We start from the raw sequence: 18,925 nt of genomic DNA, 5'->3' as shown, positions 1-18,925 counted from the left end.
TTCCCAATTCTTAAGTTGTTCGTTGCTGCTAATTGATCAGCGGTTTAACCGTTGCTGTTTTCAGTTGAACAGAGCCCATATTGTATTGAGGGGACAGAAAATACAATGTTTAGCAAAGATATGACAATCGCTGATTTTGACGCGGACCTATGGTCTGCAATGCAGGCTGAAACTGTACGTCAGGAAGAGCACATCGAACTGATTGCGTCAGAAAACTATACTAGCCCACGCGTAATGGAGGCTCAGGGTTCTGCGCTGACCAATAAGTACGCAGAAGGTTATCCCAACAAGCGTTACTATGGCGGCTGTGAACATGTCGATGTTGTAGAGCAGTTGGCGATTGATCGTGCTAAAGAATTGTTTGGTGCGACATATGCCAATGTTCAGCCTCATTCAGGTTCGCAGGCAAATGCGGCTGTTTATATGGCGCTTTGTAAGCCAGGTGATACCGTTTTAGGTATGAGCTTAGCGCACGGTGGTCACTTGACTCACGGTGCAGCCGTTTCTTTCTCTGGTCGTATCTATAATGCGGTTCAGTACGGTTTGAACCCAGAAACAGGTGAAATCGACTACGATGACGTTGAGCGTCTAGCGCTTGAGCATAAGCCAACAATGATTGTTGCGGGCTTCTCTGCTTATTCACGTGTAGTTGATTGGCAGCGTTTTCGTGATATCGCGGATAAAGTGGGTGCGTCTCTGTTTGTTGATATGGCCCATGTTGCCGGTTTAGTCGCTGCGGGTGTTTATCCTTCTCCTATAGGTATCGCTGATGTTGTTACAACAACAACGCATAAAACCTTAGGTGGTCCTCGTGGTGGTTTGATCTTATCCGCGCGTGCGGATGAGGAGTTGCAGAAAAAGCTAAACTTCGCTGTCTTCCCTGAGTCTCAGGGTGGTCCTCTGATGCACGTTATCGCGGGTAAAGCGGTTTGCTTTAAAGAAGCGATGGAGCCTGAGTGGAAAGAGTATCAAGCTCAAGTGGTTAAGAATGCACAGGCGATGGCTGGTGCATTTATGAAACGCGGCATTAAAATCGTTTCTGAAGGAACAGATGATCATCTTTTCCTTGTTGATCTGATCGATAAAGAGTTTACTGGTAAAGATGCTGATGCGGCGTTAGGTCGTGCCAATATCACTGTTAACAAAAACTCAGTGCCTAATGATCCACGTTCACCTTTTGTGACTTCTGGCTTACGTATAGGTACACCTGCTGTTACTCGTCGCGGCTTTAAAGAAGCTGAAGTTACAGATCTTACAAACTGGATCTGCGATATTCTTGACGATATCAACAATGAAGAGGTTATTACACGGGTTAAATCTCAAGTTAAAGAGATCTGTGCACGCTACCCTGTATATAAGTAATCTCTATAACCGGCTATAACTTATAGCCGGAAAAATGTACAATCGCGGGGCTGTCCCGAACTTGCTTGCAAGTTCTTTAGACAGCCCTTTTTGTTCTCTTTATTTTCTATATGTAAGAACAGAAAAATACCCCAATATTCGGGATGTTAGTTGATTAATTCAGCGCTGATATCCCTCGCTCTTTACGCAGGAAAGGTTGATGCATTGTCCATTTTGTAATGCCACTGAAACCAAAGTAGTCGACTCCCGGCTGGTGGCAGAAGGCCAGCAGGTACGTCGTCGCCGTGAATGTGTAAATTGTACTGAACGTTTTACTACCTATGAAGCTGCCGAGCTTCTTATGCCTCGTTTAATTAAAGCCGATGGATCTCGTCAACCTTTCGATGATGAAAAGTTACGTGCAGGTATTCATCGTGCGCTAGAAAAACGTCCTGTATCTATTGAAGAAGTTGAAGCATCAATAAGTCGTATTAAGCAGTGTTTAAGAGCGACGGGTGAGCGGGAGTTGCCCTCTAGGCAGGTGGGCGAAGAGGTGATGTCGGAGCTCCGTAAATTAGACGAAGTTGCTTATGTTCGCTTTGCTTCAGTCTATCGAAGCTTTCAAGATATAAATGAGTTTAAAGAAGAGATTGAACGCTTATCTGAACAGCATAAAGAGGGTGGAAATTAAGTGTCTCTTATCGATCCACAGTGGTCTATTGCTGATCGTGAGTATATGGCACGGGCCATTCAATTAGCGCGTAAAGGCTTATATACCACCCACCCCAACCCACGGGTAGGCTGTGTTTTAGTTAAAAATGATGTGATTGTCGGTGAGGGCTTTCATTTTAGAGCCGGTGAGGGACATGCTGAAGTGAATGCCCTTGCTCAAGCGGGTAATGATGCTAAGGGCGCTACGGCTTATGTTACGCTTGAGCCTTGTAGTCATTACGGTAGAACGCCTCCTTGTGCAGAGGGTTTAATTAAGGCTGGGGTTGTTCGTGTTGTATCCGCGATGGTTGACCCAAACCCCCAAGTAGCTGGTCGAGGTATAGAGATGCTGTACAAGGCTGGAATCCAAGCCTCATCGGGTTTGCTTGAAGCTGAAGCCCGAGCGCTGAACCCAGGTTTTATCAAGCGTATGGAGACAGGCAAACCGTTTGTTAGGGTAAAGTTGGCTTCAAGCCTTGATGGTCGTACCGCTATGTCCTCTGGGGAATCTCAATGGATAACAGGGCCGGCTGCGCGTCGAGATGTACAAAAATTACGAGCGCAAAGTTCAGTTATTGTTACCGGTGTGGAATCGATTATCCATGATGATTCGGCTCTAACGGTACGTGAAGAGCAGTTAGGTTTACCTGACGCGGCGGAGATCATAAAGCAACAGCCACTAAGGGTTGTGTTAGATTCATCTTTACGTACCCCAACAACAGCTAAAATTCTAAAACAGCCTGGGCGTACGCTAATAGCGACCTGTTCTACCGATCAAGGATTACATCGAGCATTAGAAAGTGAAGGCGCTGAAATAGTGCTTTTACCTGACGAACAAGATCGAGTCTCATTGAATGCATTGCTTGAGTGGCTGGTAAAAAATGAACAATGTAATGACCTTCTCGTTGAGACGGGGGCAATGTTGGCCGGTGCTTTTATGGCACAAGGTCTAGTGGATGAATTACATCTTTATATAGCGATGAAACTACTTGGCAGTGATGCCAGACCAACCTTCAGTTTGCCGTTGACGAAAATGGCTGAGCAGATCCAATTAAAGCAGATCGATAGTCGGATGATGGGTAGCGATCTAAAGCTGGTATTAACACCAGTGTATGGAGAACAGTAGATGTTTACCGGAATAATTGAAGCAGTGGGTTCCATTGCCTCAATCGAGGAGCAGTCAGGCGATATGCGTCTGTATGTGCGTACCGGAAATTTAGATCTTGGCGATGTTAAGCTAGGTGACAGTATTGCAACTAACGGGGTCTGTTTGACCGCTGTTGAATTACCGGGTGATGGCTTTATTGCGGATGTCTCGCGTGAGACATTAGCTCATACTCGTTTTCATACATTGAGTATAGGTGAACGTGTTAATCTTGAAAAAGCATTGATGCCGACCAGTCGCTTAGGTGGGCATATTGTCACTGGGCATGTAGATGGTTTAGGTGAGATTGTCTCTCGGCAAGAAGATGCACGCTCTATACGTTTTAGTGTTAAAGCGCCGAAAAACTTACAGCGTTATTTAGCAGCTAAAGGATCAGTGACGGTTGATGGTATTAGCTTGACGCTGAATGCTATTGACGGTGAGTGCTTTGAGTTGAATATTGTGCCTCATACAGCGCAAGAAACAATTATGATGGAGTATGTGCCCGGGCGTTTGATCCATTTAGAAGTGGATATTATTGCTCGCTATTTAGAGCGTCTATTGGGTCATACTCAAGATATTAATAATGAACAAAGTGATCAAGGTTTAACAATGGAAACGTTGATGGCTTGCGGCTTTAACCGCTAACGATGGTATAAATTTGATGAAACTAAATACACCAGAAGAATTATTGGAAGATATTCGTCAAGGTAAGATGGTTATCTTGATGGATGATGAAGATCGTGAAAATGAAGGTGATCTAATCATTGCGGCGGAAATGGTTCGTGCTGATGATATTAATTTCATGGCAACGCACGCCCGCGGCCTTATCTGCTTAACGTTGACCCGAGAGCGCTGCGAACAATTGAAGCTGCCGTTGATGGTTCAAAGTAATGGTGCTCAGTTTGCGACCAACTTTACGTTGTCTATTGAGGCGGCAGAAGGGGTAACAACGGGTATTTCTGCTGCGGATCGTGCACATACAGTTCGAACAGCGGTTAAAGCGGATGCTACAGCTGACGATATTGTTCAGCCGGGCCATATCTTTCCTTTGATGGCCCAGCCCGGTGGTGTATTGAGCCGAGCGGGACATACTGAAGCAGGTTGTGATCTAGCGCGTATGGCAGGTTTCACCCCAGCGGCTGCAATCGTTGAAGTAATGAATGATGATGGCACGATGGCGCGCCGTCCAGACTTAGAAGAGTTTGCTCAAAAGCATAATCTAAAGATCGGTACGATTGCGGATTTGATCCACTACCGGACGGCCAATGAGCATACAGTACAGCGCGAAAATGCGGGTGTGATGTCTACTGAGTATGGTGAGTTCAACTATATTACCTACAAAGATGAGATTCAGAACTGCACTCATCTAGCGATGACGTTGGGTGAGATTAAAGAAGATGAGCCCACTTATGTACGTGTACATAATCGTAATGAGGTCCTACGTGATGTAGTAGGTGCCGTTATGTCGGGTGAAGAGCCGAAGTGGACAATGCGTAAAGCCTTAGAGCGTGTTGCGAAAGAAGGCCAAGGTGTTGTTCTACTGTTAGATAATGGCGAAAAAATTGATATAGGTGACTCATTGGAGCTTATGCTTAATAGTCATCAGAAATCAAAAGTAAACGTGAGTGCATCAGGTGCCTACCTAACGGTAGGAACAGGCTCACAAATACTGCGTGACCTGGGTGTAGGTAAAATGAACTTACTCAGTGCACCAATGAAGTTTAATGCGATCTCTGGGTTTGACCTTGAGATTGAAAAATATATTCCTTGTGAAGACTAATTAGACCGGTACTTGAATCATGGCTGTGAAAACCATCGAAGGTGATTTTGTGAACGCTGACGGCAACTACGCTATCGTAGTCGGTCGTTTTAACGCATTTGTTGTAGAAAGCTTATTAGAGGGTGCAATTGATACCCTTAAACGCCATGGTATCAACGAAGAAAATATTCGTGTTATCCGTGTGCCGGGTGCTTTTGAAATTCCGTTGGCTGTGAAACGTCTTGCTGCCCAGAAAAAAGATGATGCGATTATCGCATTGGGTGCAGTGATTCGTGGTGGCACACCACATTTTGAATATGTATCCGGTGAAAGCTCTAAAGGCGTAGCTCAGGTCTCTTTGGACTATGATGTGCCTGTTGCTAACGGTATTTTAACGGTTAACAGTATTGAGCAAGCCGTTGAACGCTCAGGCACTAAAATGGGCAATAAAGGGGCTGAAGCTGCACTATCTGCAATAGAGATGGTTAGTTTGCTTAAGCAACTTGAGGTTTGATTTTAGATGAGTGACAACGAAAATAAACCAGCGACTAAGAAAAAACTATCTTTAACCACACAGCGTCGTAATGCACGTAGTTATGCGCTGCAAGCCTTGTATCAGTGGGAAATCGCTGGACAACCGGTGAACGAGATAGAAGCACAGTTTAGAGTTGATAATGATATGCGTGATACGGATATCAAACTATTTTCTGAGCTTCTGCATGGTATTGCCGGTGCAAAAAGTGATCTAGATAAGTCTTATCTTGATTTCCTTGATCGCCAAGTTGAAGAGCTTGATCCAATTGAGCTGACAGTTCTTCGTATTGGTGCCTTTGAGCTTGCCCAGCGTATTGAGGTACCTTACCGTGTGGCCATTAATGAGAGTGTTGAGTTAGCTAAGAAGTTTGGTGCGACTGACAGTCATCGTTATGTTAATGGTGTATTAGATAAATTGGCTCAGCGCGTCCGTATGGCTGAGATCCGAGATCAACGTCAGCGCAAGTCTTAAACTCCATGTCACTAGGTGAGTTTGAGCTGATTCAGCGCTACTTTGCAGAAGCATCTACGGATGCTTCTGTTGCACTAGGCATAGGTGATGATTGTGCTGTACTTTCTGTGCCTGCCGGTTATCAGTTAGCTGTATCTATTGATACGCTTGTTCAGGGTACACACTTTCTTGAAGGTACCCCTGCTGATCTACTCGCTAGTCGAATTTTTGGCTCGGCGTTAAGTGATTTAGCTGCAATGGGGGCAACGCCTGCGTGGATTACTTTAGCGCTTACAGTGCCAAAAGCAGAAGATGATTGGCTACTGTTGTTTAGCCGTCGCTTGGCGCAGTTGTGTGCTGAATACAGTGTTTCGCTTGTAGGGGGTGATACTACAAAAGGGCCGTTAGCACTCTCTGCACAAGTACATGGTTTCCTACCGCATGATCATTGTTTAACGCGTGCAGGGGCTAAAGTCGATGATCTTATCTGTGTCAGTGGTTGCTTAGGTGATAGTCGAGGTGGTTTAGAAGGTTTGCTGAATGGCTTTGAGGATCATAGCTATGCTGACTATCTACTCGAACGCTTTTATGCGCCGACGCCACGTATTGAGCTCGGTAAAATGTTGTTAGGTAAAGCCAGTAGCTGTATTGATATATCCGATGGCTTATTGTCCGACCTTTCGCATATTCTAAAAGCGAGTGGTGGTTTAGGAGCACGTTTACAGTTAGAAGCGGTGCCAATCTCATCCCAGCTCATTTCCACGTTTGGCGAGGAGAATGCTCGTCAATGGGCACTGACGGGAGGGGAGGACTTTGAGTTGTGTTTTACGCTCCCACCTAATTATCTTGCTCTTTTATCGCAGTTATCCGTTCCTGTGGCTGTTATAGGCAAAGTGACAGATCGGGCGGATATCGAGCTATTTCTTCGAGGAGAACCTTGTCAGATACAGGGCTCCGGTTACGATCATTTTCAGCGAACAGATGACTAAGTGAGGAGTGTACGTGAATAAAGTACCGGCAAGTGTTTGGAAAAACCCTATCCACTTTTTAGCCTTCGGTTTAGGGAGTGGGGCAGCGCCATGGGCGCCGGGCACGTTTGGTACACTGGCTGCTGTCATTCCTTATTTCTGGTTTCAGCAATTGAGCTTGCCTTGGTATCTTTTAATGTTGGTCGTAACAACATTGATTGGGATTTGGCTGTGTGACCGTACCAGTAAAGATATTGGTGTACATGATCATGGTGGTATTGTCTGGGATGAGTTCGTTGGTTTCTGGATTACGATGACCTTAGCACCCGCTGGCTTTTGGTGGATTATTATAGGTTTTGTCCTGTTTCGAATCTTTGATATTTGGAAACCTTGGCCGATAAAATGGGCCGATCAAAAAGTTTCCGGGGGGCTAGGAGTGATGCTGGATGATGTTATTGCTGGGGTGTTTGCGGCAATAGTTTTGCAGTTTATTGCGTTTCTCAGGTTATAAATTTAATGGCTGAGTGCATGCGCTATAGCCTGTTCTATGCCTGCTTCATCTAATCCACATTGAGTAAGTTGCTCCGATCTAGTGGCATGGCCTATCCATTTATCAGGAATGCCTAAAGTTAAGAGTTGTGTGCTACTTTTAGTTCGGTGTAAATACTCGCTTACTTCTGATCCTGCGCCACCAATAATGCTGTGATCTTCTATAGTGACGAGTAGTTGGTGTGAATTTGCCAATTCTGTAATCATTTCACTGTCAATCGGCTTCACAAAACGCATATCTACTAAGCTGTAGCCATGTTTGTCAGAAACAGCTTGTGCTGTTTCTAGGAGTGGTCCAAAGTTTAGTAGCGCCACTTTTTTACCTGTAGTGATTAGCTGGCTGCGGCCAATATCGAGCGCTTCCATCTCACCATCTACATGGGCAATCGCTGACCCTCTTGGGTACCTTACACTCGCTAGCCCTTTATAAAGGTAGCCCGTGTAGAGCATGTTACGCAGCTCTTGAGCGTTCGAGGGCGTCATAATGACGGTCTTAGGTAAGCAGCGAAGCATACTAATATCAAGTACGCCGCTATGGGTCGAACCATCCTCACCAACAAGTCCTGCGCGATCTATTGCCAGTAGAATGTCGAGCTCCTGGATTGATATATCATGAACAAGCTGGTCATAGGCTCGTTGTAAAAAGGTGGAGTAGATAGCAACGACCGGTTTTATCTTCTGGCAAGCCATTCCCGCCGCAAGGGTTAGTGCGTGTTGTTCTGCGATAGCGACATCAAAAAATCGAGCAGGGAAGCGGTTGGCAAATTCAACGAGATCGGAGCCTTCTTTCATTGCGGGGGTTATTGCTGTTAGGTCGGGATGAGACTCTGCCATATGGCAGATCCAGCGGCCAAAAATATTAGAATACGTAACCTTCTTTTCTTTTGGCTGGTGGATCGGGTTTATCTTGGTGATCGCATGGTAGCCCACAGGGTCTTCTTCTGCAGGTTTAAACCCTTTGCCCTTTTTCGTAATAAGGTGAAGGAATTGCGGACCTGATTTGGCTAATACGTCTGAAAGTTTTGCTAATAGTAAGGGTAGGTCATGGCCATCTATAGGGCCTGTGTATTCAAAATCTAAGGCTTCAAAAAGTGCGGCGGTCGTTTCGCCTTCAGTTTTGTGTTTTATATTTTTAGCTAAATAGGTTGCCAGACCACCCTCGTTTTGAGAGATCGACATATCGTTATCATTTAGAATTACAAGCAGGTTAGTGTCGGTATGCGCGGCATGGTTGAGCGCTTCAAAAGCCATACCTGCTGTCATAGCACCATCACCAATGACGGCAACTGTCTTGTTCTTTAAGCCCTTTAACTTATCGGCTATCGCCATGCCTAATGCAGCGCTTATTGAGGTACTGGAGTGCCCCACGCCGAAATCATCATAGATACTTTCAGCGCGTTTAGGGAAGGGCGATGGCCCGCCTTTTTGACGGATTTTTAGCATGCTATCTCGGCGTCCAGTCAAAATTTTATGGGGATAAGATTGATGACCTACATCCCAAACCAGATGATCCTCAGGGGTGTTTAATAGATAGTGTAAAGCGATGGTTAACTCTACAACCCCAAGTCCTGCGCCAAAATGCCCACCACTCTGTCCAACGCTATAGAGTAAAAACGCTCTAAGCTGTTCAGCCAGTTCAGGTAGCTTTTCAGCGGACAACTGCCGTAATTGGTCCGGATCATTAATCTGATCTAGCAGGGGGGTACTAGGACGAGATGGGGGAATTGTGAGAAACATAAAGGGTCTTTTACAGTTAATGATCGCGATGAACGATAAAATCAGCCAAGGCTTTGAGTTCAGATGCTTCTGAACCAAATGGGGCTAAAGCTTGTTTAGCATCTTCGTGTAGTTGTTGTAGCTTCAGCTTAGCACCTTCAAGGCCTAATAGTGCAGGATAGGTGGGTTTGTTTTGCGCCATATCCGAGCCTTGGGGCTTTCCTATCACAGTAGAGTCACCCTCAATATCTAGAATGTCATCTTGAACTTGGAAAGCTAAGCCTATGGCTCGCGCATAATCGGTTAATGCAATGAGCTGGTCTTGATCAGCTTTACCGCTAGTGATTGCACCCATAATGACAGAGCATTTTAGAAGAGCTCCTGTTTTATGTTGATGCATAGTTTCTAACTGCGCGATGGTTAAAGGTTTTCCTACATTGCGTAGATCAAAGGATTGACCCACGGCCATACCTTGATAGCCGGAAGCGATGCTGATCTCTTTTACGAGCTGAACTTTAGCGTCGGCAGAAAGATACTTATCTACAGCGATCAGTTCAAAGGCTAGGCTTTGCAACGCATCGCCAGCCAATATTGCGGTTGCTTCATTATAGGCGATATGACAAGTTGGTTTGCCCCGTCTTAGGTCGTCATCGTCCATGGCCGGTAAGTCATCGTGTACTAACGAATAGCTATGAATACACTCTATTGCCGCAGCTACGCTGTCAGCATAGGACATCTCACCACCCAGCATAGTATTAACCATATATACTAAGGTGGGTCTGACACGCTTGCCGCCATTAAAAAGCGAATAGAGCATCGACTCTTGTAAAATCGGATCGATACTTTTTTGTACTATGCATGTTTTAAGATAACTATCGACACGTTCGCTGTATTGGTTGAGCAGGCTCTGAATCTCCAAATCAGCGATCCTCTTCAGGCTCAAATGGCTCTGTTTTTAGCTCACCGCCTGATTCGATTAACAGCTGCACTTTCTGCTCTGCTTGTGCAAGGATATTTTGGCATTCGCGAGTGAGGCTGACGCCCTCTTCAAATGCTTTAAGAGAGTCCTCTAAAGATAGGTCTCCCTGTTCCATTTGTGTGACTATTGATTCGAGTTCCTGCAAGGATTGCTCAAAATCGGTTGTTTTGTTTTTACGAGGCATGGGAATAAATCCACATTGAAAGGGCTAAACTTACCGAAGCATCGGCCTAGAATCAATTATACCTAAAGAATAACCGTTAAACCTATGAAGAGTGGGTGATTGTTGAGACTTTTTTGCTATGATAAGCAGTTCGTTAGGTAAGGCTTGAACAGTGTTTATTGGCTGGTATTAAGGAGTCCTGAGTGGATATAGCTACGCTCGTCGGTTTATTAGGCGGTTTTGGTATTGTCGTCGCCGCAATTGTAACGGGTGGTGATCCAGGTGTTTTTGTCAATCCGCCGTCATTATTGATTGTTATTGGCGGTAGTATTTTTGTTGTATTGATGAAGTTTACCTTAGGTCAGTTTCTTGGTGCAGGTAAAGTGGCTGCCAAAGCCTTCATGTATAAGTCTTTAAACCCTGAGGATATTATTGCCGAGACCGTTGAGTTAGCGGATGCCGCACGTAAAGGGGGGTTGCTTTCTTTAGAGGATAAAACGGTTAGTAGTGACTTTATGCAACGGGGGATTCAGTTATTGGTTGATGGCCATGATCCTGAAGTGGTCAAAACGCTGCTGAAGAAAGAAGCGAAATTAACCAGTGACCGTCATGAATTCGGCGCATCAGTTTTTTCTGCTGTGGGGGATGTCGGCCCTTCAATGGGTATGATAGGTACTTTGGTTGGTTTAGTGCAGATGCTTTCTAACATGAGCGATCCAAAGTCTATTGGTCCAGCCATGGCCGTAGCACTTCTGACAACGCTTTATGGCGCCATGCTTGCAACGATGATTGCTCTACCTATGGCAGATAAACTTAATGTCAGAAAAGATGAAGAGGCGCTCAATGCGTCTTTAGTTATTGATGGTTTATTGGCTATTCAAGCAGGTCAAAATCCACGTGTGATCGAACAGATGTTGAGAAACTATCTGCCAGAGAAAAAACGTGCAGCGGCTGAAGGTTAATTCGGTAAGGAGCTGAGCAATGAGTGATGATACCGAAGAACATGAATGCCCCCCCTGTCCTGCAGGGTTACCTGGTTGGTTAGCAACTTTTGGCGATTTAATGTCGCTGTTGATGTGTTTCTTTGTTTTGCTTCTATCTTTTTCAGAGATGGATGTGCTGAAGTTTAAGCAGCTTGCGGGTTCAATGCGTGAAGCCTTTGGTGTGCAAAACCAGATTAAGGTTGAAGATATACCTAAAGGCACCTCTATTATTGCCCAAGAGTTTAGTCCAGGTCGTCCCGAACCTACTCCCTTGAACGAAGTCCGTCAGATGACGGTCAATAATGACATGAATACATTAGATGTCCGTTCAAAAGAAGGTGAGAGTGATACACCGGATCTAGAAGCCGGTATTGATCAGGCATTGCAAAAAGAGCAAGAACAGCAGGCAAAAGAGGAGGCGGTTGAGTTTGCCGCAGCGTTGGCAGAAGAGATCGGTGATGGCAGCGTCGAAGTTGAAACGGATGGTAAAAAAATTATTATTCGTATTAAAGAGAAAGGCTCTTTCGATTCAGGTTCTGCAGAGTTGAAATATGAATCTATCCCAGTGTTAGCCAAGATTAGAGACGTGCTGTTAGATGTGAAAGGTAACGTAGCGATTGAAGGGCATAGTGATAACATTCCTTATGCTGGACGCCGTTTTGAATCTAACTGGGATCTTTCGGTAGCGCGTGCATTGGCGGTTGCCCACGAGTTGTTTGGTGATCCGCGTATTGAGCAGTCACGCTTTAGGGTATTAGGTTATGCTGATACTAAACCCCTCGTTCCTAACACAACGCCGGCGAATAGAATTAAAAACCGCCGTGTAGAAATTATTGTGCAAAAGGGTAAAGATCAGGAGTTGTTAGAGAAAATTCAAGCGAGAGAGGAGGGTGATCCTACAGGTGAGCTACGTAACCTTTCGCCGACGGAAATATTTTAGCGAGTGGCTTGAGACAAAAAAAACCGCCTTAATATGGCGGTTTTTTTATGTGAATTCGGTGCTTATTTTGAGTTGTCTATCATGTATTGGATAGCGGACTTAAGTTCGTTATCGTTACAATCCATACATAGACCTGAAGGAGGCATAGCCCCTTTACCTTTTTTAGCAGTCGCTAATAGGGTATCCATACCTTGTGTTGCACGTGCGCCCCAATCTGCCGCGTCACCTACTTTAGGTGCGCCAGCGGCGCCTGAAGCATGGCATACACCACATTTGGTGTTGTATACAGTTAGGCCATCACGCTCAGCCATAGCTGCAGTAGGTAACATCAAAGTAGCAGCTGCTGCTGCAATAAGTACTTTTTTCATTGTAATTTTCCTATAAGTGCTCATCAATTTGTTATTGGGACTAACGGGCCTTCCCCCACAAAAATCAGCCTGCCACCCTTGGAGGTGAGTCATTACTCTCCTCAAGTAGCTAACATTAATACACCAAACGAGGTGAATTGTATCTGAATGAAATCAATAGAAGAAATGAATATTGCTAAAGATAATAGGAAAATGATTCAAAAGGAGGGGAGGTGGCTAAATTAACCACCTAAGCGCATAGCGAAGCTTGCCTGATTATGTTGAGTACTTAGTGTTTGGTCTTGAATACGTTGATCAGCTTTGTATTCGGAAATAGCTTGATCAATTAGATGCTTAGGTGCAATGCCTAAGTTTAAAACGTCAATCTCTGAGTAACCACGATTCAGCAACTGTTTCAGCTGAGTTTTTAAAGTATTTTCTGTCATATTTATTAGCCTCTTTGTAATTGAGACTAATAATGACGACTAATTATTTCAGAATTGTTGCAAAGAGAGATTAATCAGAAATTTTTATACCTAAAGCTTCATAGGCTTCTTGAATCATCGCTGGATCTAAGGGAGGTGGGCTTATATCCATGCCTTCAGATAGTTGTGCCTCTATGATTTTTAGGACATCAGTGCGGGCATACCATTTATGATTTGCCGGAATGATGTGCCAAGGCGCAGCTTCTGTAGAAGTATATTTAAACATATCATTAATGGCTTGATGATAGTCTGTCCATTTTGCACGATTTCTAATATCTTCACTGGTTAGCTTCCAGCGTTTTACCGGATTATTTAATCGCTCTTCAAATCGCTTAAGTTGTTCTTCTGGGCTAATGTGCATAAAGATCTTTATGATCTTTACACCGTCATCAATAAGGCTACGTTCAAATTCGTTGATCTCTTGATAAGCGCGTTGCCACTCCTGTTCTGAAGCGAAACCTTCAACCCGCTCTACTAAAACTCGGCCATACCAAGAGCGATCAAAAAGTGCGAGCGTCCCCGCTTTGGGCAAGCGAGTTTGGAAGCGATATAGGTAATGCTTACTTTGTTCTTCAGGGGTTGGCGTACCTATTGGGTGAACGTTTACGCCACGAGGATCTAATTTTTCAGTTAAGCGCCTTATAGCCCCCCCTTTACCGCTGGCATCCCAACCTTCAAAGACCAAAATAGCTCGACGCTTTTGGTGGTAATAAGCTTGCTGGACACTGAGTATCTTTTTTTGTGATTTCTTAAGTGTTTTTAAGTAAACACTTTTTTCGGCTAGCTGAGTGTTTGTTAGATCTATTTCATCTAAAAATGGAGGATTGTTCTGTAAGATGATAGGGCTAGGTTGATGCATGTTCCGACTCCAGCAAGGTATGAGATGAGCTTATGTGAAGCGGGATAAAACATCAATTGTATAGGTTAGGCGTTTTGGCTAACTGGAGTGCGTTCCTTTATCTTTATACATCGAAATATCGGCATGGGATATCCATTGCTGAAGAGTCTCCACGGTAGGATCAATTTCATATGCACCATAAGAGATACCAATTCTCAGGGGCTTGCCGGATAAGTTGCAATCGACCTGAATGCTATTACCTACGCGGTTAAAAAACTCTTGAGCATGTTCAATTGAACTATTGTTAAGCAGAACTACAAACTCATCTCCACCATAGCGGCCGAGAACATCGGTTTGTCTAATATTGTCTGATAGCTTATTAGCGAGCGCTATTAGCGTATTATCACCGGTGATATGACCATGATTGTCATTAATCGCTTTGAATTGATTAAGGTCGATAAAAATTAATGTTGCGGGTGTTTTATAACGCTTATAGCGTTCATGAGCATCGCTGAGATGTTCTAAAAAGGTTGTGCGATTGAAGACACCGGTCAGTCCGTCTTTTTGTGACAGCTGCTCTAACGATTTATAAGCCGCTTCAAGCTTGATAATAGATTCGTCTAACTGCTGCTGACGATTCATTATATCGGTACGGTCAACAGCCGAGCCGACAAGATAAAGAGGTTCACCGTTTTCAAGGATACCAAAGCCGACGTTATGAATATGACGTATTTCGCCATCATCTCGGATGATGCGAAAGTCTATATTCCAGTTGCTATCGGGGCTTAGTGTAAATATTTGTTCAACTGCGTCTTTGTCATCGGGATGGATAATATCTAAAAAGCTTTTTGGGTTTTCATATAATGTGTCAACCGAGCGTCCCCATTGTTTTTCGAACCCTTGGTTTACATAGAGCATCTCTTGCATACCTAGTGTCGACATCCATATAACAACTTCATCAGATACCGCTTCTATAATTGTTTTAAATTTCTCTTCTGATTGACGAAGAAGCATCTCTGTATTTTTTAGGTCTGATATATCTTGAATGGAAGAGACGAAGTAATCAGGCTCGTTGAGCTCATTTTTAACTAGTGTTGTTGTAAGTTTTGCCCAAACTAAACGACCATCTTTATGATAGTAACGTTTGATCTTAGAGAAATCTTCAACCTCTTCGCCTGCTAAAACAGCTCTGATCCATCTAAAGCTTTCTTCCAAGTCGTCGGGAAGGGAGAGGGATTGAAAAGTGGTTTCGAGGAGTTCCTGTTCTGGGTAACCTAAAAACTGGCATAGGTTACTGTTTACACGAATAAACTTACCTTGTAGATCTACATGGGCTAATCCAATAGCGGCTTTTTCAAATGTATCTTGAAAGCTTTGTGCTGTATGGCTTGATGAATTAACGGTATGTAATTGTTTAGCTTTACTGGAAAAATAATAATGGGGAATAAGACTACTCGCACCCGCACTAATTAAGATTAATGCGATGAAATTTTCGTGATTATTAAAGTTGAGGTATAACCCAGCCATAACCATGGAGGCGCTAATAAGGATGAGTATAAAGTTCAAAGTCTGTCTGCTATCCATGTTTCGACCAGTTTGTTAGCGTATCGTTACCACTTAATGAGATACAGATCCTGTATCTCTTATTGAACTACAACAAATCATACTGCAGAGGCGATTCAACAACTATCCTCAATTAAAACTATAGGTGTGTGGCTTGTTTATTCTCGTGATGCTCTGCGGAAAGTGTTTGTAATTGTACTGTATTACCTTAAATGTCAGCACGGGGTTTAGAATTAGAGCATATATTGAATATTTTTCTTACCAAGAGGTAATCATATTATCAAAAAATCAATTTATGCGTTGTTGTCTAATAACTCAAGTATTTGTTCCCCTTTAATTGGTTTGGAAAACAAATAACCTTGTATCATAGGGGAACCTAAGCCTCTTATTATAGCTAATTGACTCTCTGTCTCGATCCCTTCAATTATCGTTAATAGTGATAAAGATTCAGCTAGAGATAAGATGCCCGATACTAACGCTTGATCATCCATATCCGAAGCAATTTCATCGATAAATATTTTATCAACTTTTAGTCTTTTAATGGGATACTTTTTCAGATAGCTAAGGGATGAGTATCCTGTACCAAAGTCATCTATCGCAAGGTCTACGCCTACAGCGACAATCTCTTTAAGCTGCGTATAAATATTTTCTTTCTCTGATAAAAGAACGCTTTCTGTAATTTCTGCGACTAAGCTTGACCCTGGCAGGTTATTGGCAGCTAACTCCCTTTGTATTATCTCGGCTACACGGCCTTCCATAAATTGAACACTGGAAATGTTGACGCTCACTGAGGGAGGATGCGTTGCCTCTTTTCTGAGTATCTGAGCAAACTTGCAAGCCTCTTTAATTACCCATTCACCTATAGCTAAGATTTGTCCTGATTCTTCAGCAATAGGGATAAAATGAGAGGGTGGTATAAGGCCTTTCTGGGGATGCTGCCATCTTATTAATGCTTCTATTGAACGTATATGTTTACCATCAATGCTCCATATAGGTTGGTAAGTTAGATAGAATTCGTTACGTTCAATGGCATTATAAATATCATTTTCTAGCAAGTTACGTTCTTTGTTTTTAGTGCTTAGGTCTTTATCAAAAAACTCGTACCGATTGCGTCCTTTCGTTTTCGCCTTGTACATAGCGCTATCTGCGTTGGCGATAAGCTGTTCTGAAGTCGTGGCATCACAGCTATGCGTTACTATACCAATACTGCAAGAAATATAGGCTTGATTACCTTCCAATATAAAAGGCTGAGTTAAGCTGGCTAGAATTTTCTTAGCGATTTTTTCAACAACGTTTGTGTGGTTTATCTCAGAAATGATGATTGCAAACTCATCCCCTCCTAAGCGCGCTACGGTATCACTTTTGCGAATGCAGGCTTCTAGTCGTGTAGAGACTGATTTCAGCAATAGATCCCCTGCGAGGTGACCAAATGTATCGTTTACATATTTAAAGCGATCTAAGTCGATAAAAAAGAGCGCGGCTTCTGTCTTGTTTCTTTGGCAAAGTTTTTGAGATTGTTTTAAGCGATCTTCAAATAAATGCCTGTTAGGCAAACCTGTTAATGCGTCATAATTTGCTTGATGAAGAATAATTGCCTCATCACTTTTTCTTTTTGTAATATCGCTAAACAGTGCGACATATCCTTCAATGTTTTTATCTAAGTCTAAGCGACAGGAGATCACGATCCACTGAGGATAAAGCTCCCCATTTTTTCGTTTATTCCAGATCTCACCTTCCCACTTATGCTTGCTGTTGAGTTGCTCATAGATGTCTTTATAGAACTGAGGGCTATGTTTACCCGATTTTAATATCGCAGGGGTTTGGCCAATAATTTCTGCTTCAGAGTAACCCGTGATCTTTTGAAAGGATGGGTTCACCATTTGTATACGGTTTTTTGCATCGGTTACCAATATAGCTTCGGCAGCTGCATTAAAGACTGCTGAAGCTAAACGCAGTTTGTTTTGAGCTTTGCGCTCCTCTGTAATCTCTTGCTTCAGGGCAATATAGTGGGTGATCTCATTATCATCATTAATGAGCGGGCTGATGGATGCTCTTTCCCAATAGAGTAAACCGTTTTTACGTCTATTATGAAATTCCCCATACCAGCTTTTACCTCTTTTAAGCTTTTGCCACATATCGTCATATTGTGGTTCAGGCATATGGCCTGATTTGAGAATGCGTGGGGTTTGCCCTAATACATCATTCTTCTTATATCCAGTGATCTGCTCAAAACTTCTGTTCACATACTGAATATCACCGGTATTGTCGGTAATGATAATAGCGGTCGGGTTCTTTTCGACGACTTCAGATAATAAGTGGACATTTTCCCTCATCGCGAATGCTTTTTTATTCATTCTAACGATATAAATAGCACCAACAATGAGCGTGACAATGGCTAAGCCAATAACTAAGAGGAAGGTGCTTTTCCGTTTTACCCAAAGAAAAAAGGTATCTTCAAAATTGGTGACAATGGCGACCGCTAAGGGGTATTTTGTTGAGAGTCGCGTAGTGGTGGTGTAAGTGGGGAAATAGGATGATGCGTTGATACTGATATCCTCATCTTCTCCATTATCTAAAACGGTTGATAGATGCTGGGTAATGCTCTCTCTGTTGGGGCCAAACAAACCTGTTTGAATAAGCGCGTTGCCATGAAAATCAATCAAATAAACATCATCATTTTTTTCTATATCGAGGTCTTTAATATATCGAATTAGGTAATTGGAATTAAATGCGGCAATAATCAGCAGATCCTCCCCTGAATGTGTGCGGGTCGAAAAGCCGATCGGAATAAGCTCAAGCCGTGCGGATTCATCGGGGTATTCGTAGGTGGTTGGTAAGTAACGTCCTTTGATCGTTGTCCCTATATTAAGACCAAGACTATAGGCATTAGACGGTGTTTTTTTAAAGCCTAATATCTCTAAGTTAATATTATTTATTGGGTTTTCGCTATTGTCAGTATTAGTATTAACAATCGTTTTATTGTTTTTTATTATGACGATTTGTCTTAATTGGGGGGCAAAATTGAGAACATTTAATGCTCTTTCGCGCACATCGTTGAAATGAGCAGGGCTTGCTTCGTGAGCTTCTAACTCATCTGATAAAGAGAGAAGGCTGATCTCTAGTGCTTCTAATGTTCGGGTGACCGTCGCCTCAATCATTCTTGCATAGAGCGCCGATCGCTCGGTACGTTCTGTTATGTTTTGAATAAGGCTAAACCATAAGACACTAGCGATTAAGAGTATGGAGCTTATTACACCTGAAAATATCCATCTTGTGATGGATCGGGATTTAATAGCGCTATAATCTTTCATGCAGATTTGGCTCGGTAGTATCGATCATGCTGAGTATAACGAAGAATTATCTAATTGTGTTTGTTATCAGTAATGAAGCGGAAAAAACTTGGACGTAATGGATTATCTAAATGAGAGCAACTAAGTATAAATGTAGGCTA

19 protein-coding genes are annotated in these 18,925 nt (G+C 43.2%); 11 read left to right on the top strand and 8 right to left on the bottom strand.

The annotated features are described in order from the left end of the window. Positions 1–105: 105 nt before the first annotated feature. The 9 genes from glyA to A3774_RS02240 all read left to right on the top strand — a co-directional run bounded on the left by glyA (position 106) and on the right by A3774_RS02240 (position 7,422). Positions 106–1,362: a serine hydroxymethyltransferase gene (gene glyA, locus A3774_RS02280; protein WP_067862623.1), complete on the top strand. Its 1,257-nt coding sequence runs from the start codon at positions 106–108 to the stop codon at positions 1,360–1,362. A 199-nt stretch (positions 1,363–1,561) separates the two neighbouring features. After that, positions 1,562–2,032 (top strand): transcriptional regulator NrdR, encoded by a 471-nt coding sequence (nrdR, locus tag A3774_RS02275; protein WP_067862620.1) that lies wholly within the window; start codon positions 1,562–1,564, stop codon positions 2,030–2,032. A gap of 45 nt (positions 2,033–2,077) precedes the next feature. Beyond that, on the top strand, positions 2,078–3,178 hold the full coding sequence (gene ribD, locus A3774_RS02270; protein ID WP_067863296.1) for a bifunctional diaminohydroxyphosphoribosylaminopyrimidine deaminase/5-amino-6-(5-phosphoribosylamino)uracil reductase RibD: 1,101 nt from the start codon (positions 2,078–2,080) through the stop codon (positions 3,176–3,178). Further along, entirely contained in the window at positions 3,179–3,844 is a 666-nt protein-coding gene (locus tag A3774_RS02265; RefSeq protein WP_067862618.1) for a riboflavin synthase, read from the top strand. A gap of 16 nt (positions 3,845–3,860) precedes the next feature. Then, complete coding sequence (gene ribBA / locus A3774_RS02260; RefSeq protein WP_067862616.1) at positions 3,861–4,979, top strand: bifunctional 3,4-dihydroxy-2-butanone-4-phosphate synthase/GTP cyclohydrolase II; 1,119 nt, start codon at positions 3,861–3,863, stop codon at positions 4,977–4,979. Between the two features lie 19 nt (positions 4,980–4,998). Beyond that, the gene (ribH, locus tag A3774_RS02255; protein ID WP_067862615.1) at positions 4,999–5,472 is read left to right on the top strand and encodes a 6,7-dimethyl-8-ribityllumazine synthase; all 474 of its coding nucleotides are present in this window, start codon (positions 4,999–5,001) and stop codon (positions 5,470–5,472) included. A 6-nt stretch (positions 5,473–5,478) separates the two neighbouring features. Next, positions 5,479–5,964 (top strand): transcription antitermination factor NusB, encoded by a 486-nt coding sequence (gene nusB, locus A3774_RS02250; protein ID WP_067862613.1) that lies wholly within the window; start codon positions 5,479–5,481, stop codon positions 5,962–5,964. A gap of 5 nt (positions 5,965–5,969) precedes the next feature. Continuing rightward, entirely contained in the window at positions 5,970–6,932 is a 963-nt protein-coding gene (thiL, locus tag A3774_RS02245) for a thiamine-phosphate kinase (RefSeq protein ID WP_067862612.1), read from the top strand. Between the two features lie 13 nt (positions 6,933–6,945). Beyond that, a complete protein-coding gene (locus A3774_RS02240) occupies positions 6,946–7,422 on the top strand; it encodes a phosphatidylglycerophosphatase A family protein (RefSeq protein WP_067862609.1) in 477 nt (158 codons plus the stop codon). A 2-nt stretch (positions 7,423–7,424) separates the two neighbouring features. On the opposite strand, the gene dxs is transcribed toward A3774_RS02240, so the two are convergent. Genes dxs through A3774_RS02225 form a run of 3 tightly spaced genes read right to left on the bottom strand, consistent with a single transcriptional unit; the run spans position 7,425 to position 10,339 of the window. Then, the gene (gene dxs / locus A3774_RS02235; RefSeq protein WP_067862607.1) at positions 7,425–9,197 is read right to left on the bottom strand and encodes a 1-deoxy-D-xylulose-5-phosphate synthase; all 1,773 of its coding nucleotides are present in this window, start codon (positions 9,195–9,197) and stop codon (positions 7,425–7,427) included. 16 nt (positions 9,198–9,213) lie between these two features. Beyond that, entirely contained in the window at positions 9,214–10,095 is an 882-nt protein-coding gene (locus A3774_RS02230; RefSeq protein WP_067862606.1) for a polyprenyl synthetase family protein, read from the bottom strand. Position 10,096: 1 nt separating this feature from the next. Next, a complete protein-coding gene (locus tag A3774_RS02225) occupies positions 10,097–10,339 on the bottom strand; it encodes an exodeoxyribonuclease VII small subunit (protein WP_067862604.1) in 243 nt (80 codons plus the stop codon). Between the two features lie 182 nt (positions 10,340–10,521). Between A3774_RS02225 and pomA the strand changes: the two genes are divergently transcribed. Both pomA and A3774_RS02215 read left to right on the top strand, forming a co-directional pair. After that, the gene (gene pomA, locus A3774_RS02220) at positions 10,522–11,280 is read left to right on the top strand and encodes a flagellar motor protein PomA (protein ID WP_067862601.1); all 759 of its coding nucleotides are present in this window, start codon (positions 10,522–10,524) and stop codon (positions 11,278–11,280) included. A gap of 19 nt (positions 11,281–11,299) precedes the next feature. Then, positions 11,300–12,241: a flagellar motor protein MotB gene (locus A3774_RS02215; RefSeq protein WP_067862599.1), complete on the top strand. Its 942-nt coding sequence runs from the start codon at positions 11,300–11,302 to the stop codon at positions 12,239–12,241. Between the two features lie 62 nt (positions 12,242–12,303). On the opposite strand, the gene A3774_RS02210 is transcribed toward A3774_RS02215, so the two are convergent. The 5 genes from A3774_RS02210 to A3774_RS02190 form a co-directional block, all read right to left on the bottom strand. Next, on the bottom strand, positions 12,304–12,609 hold the full coding sequence (locus A3774_RS02210) for a c-type cytochrome (protein WP_067862597.1): 306 nt from the start codon (positions 12,607–12,609) through the stop codon (positions 12,304–12,306). A 221-nt stretch (positions 12,610–12,830) separates the two neighbouring features. Further along, positions 12,831–13,034, bottom strand: coding sequence for a hypothetical protein (locus tag A3774_RS02205; protein ID WP_067862595.1), 204 nt, complete (start codon positions 13,032–13,034; stop codon positions 12,831–12,833). A 70-nt stretch (positions 13,035–13,104) separates the two neighbouring features. Then, the gene (locus A3774_RS02200) at positions 13,105–13,932 is read right to left on the bottom strand and encodes a polyphosphate kinase 2 family protein (RefSeq protein ID WP_067862593.1); all 828 of its coding nucleotides are present in this window, start codon (positions 13,930–13,932) and stop codon (positions 13,105–13,107) included. Positions 13,933–14,010: 78 nt separating this feature from the next. Continuing rightward, complete coding sequence (locus A3774_RS02195) at positions 14,011–15,495, bottom strand: diguanylate cyclase (RefSeq protein WP_082792326.1); 1,485 nt, start codon at positions 15,493–15,495, stop codon at positions 14,011–14,013. 272 nt (positions 15,496–15,767) lie between these two features. Continuing rightward, positions 15,768–18,785 (bottom strand): EAL domain-containing protein, encoded by a 3,018-nt coding sequence (locus A3774_RS02190; RefSeq protein ID WP_067862588.1) that lies wholly within the window; start codon positions 18,783–18,785, stop codon positions 15,768–15,770. Between the last annotated feature and the right edge of the window lie 140 nt (positions 18,786–18,925).

It is taken from the genome of Neptuniibacter marinus (genome assembly GCF_001597725.1).
GTDB lineage: Bacteria > Pseudomonadota > Gammaproteobacteria > Pseudomonadales > Balneatricaceae > Neptuniibacter > Neptuniibacter marinus.
The sequence above is the reverse complement of the archived record's forward strand: the minus strand, read 5'-3'. Positions and strand labels throughout refer to the sequence as shown.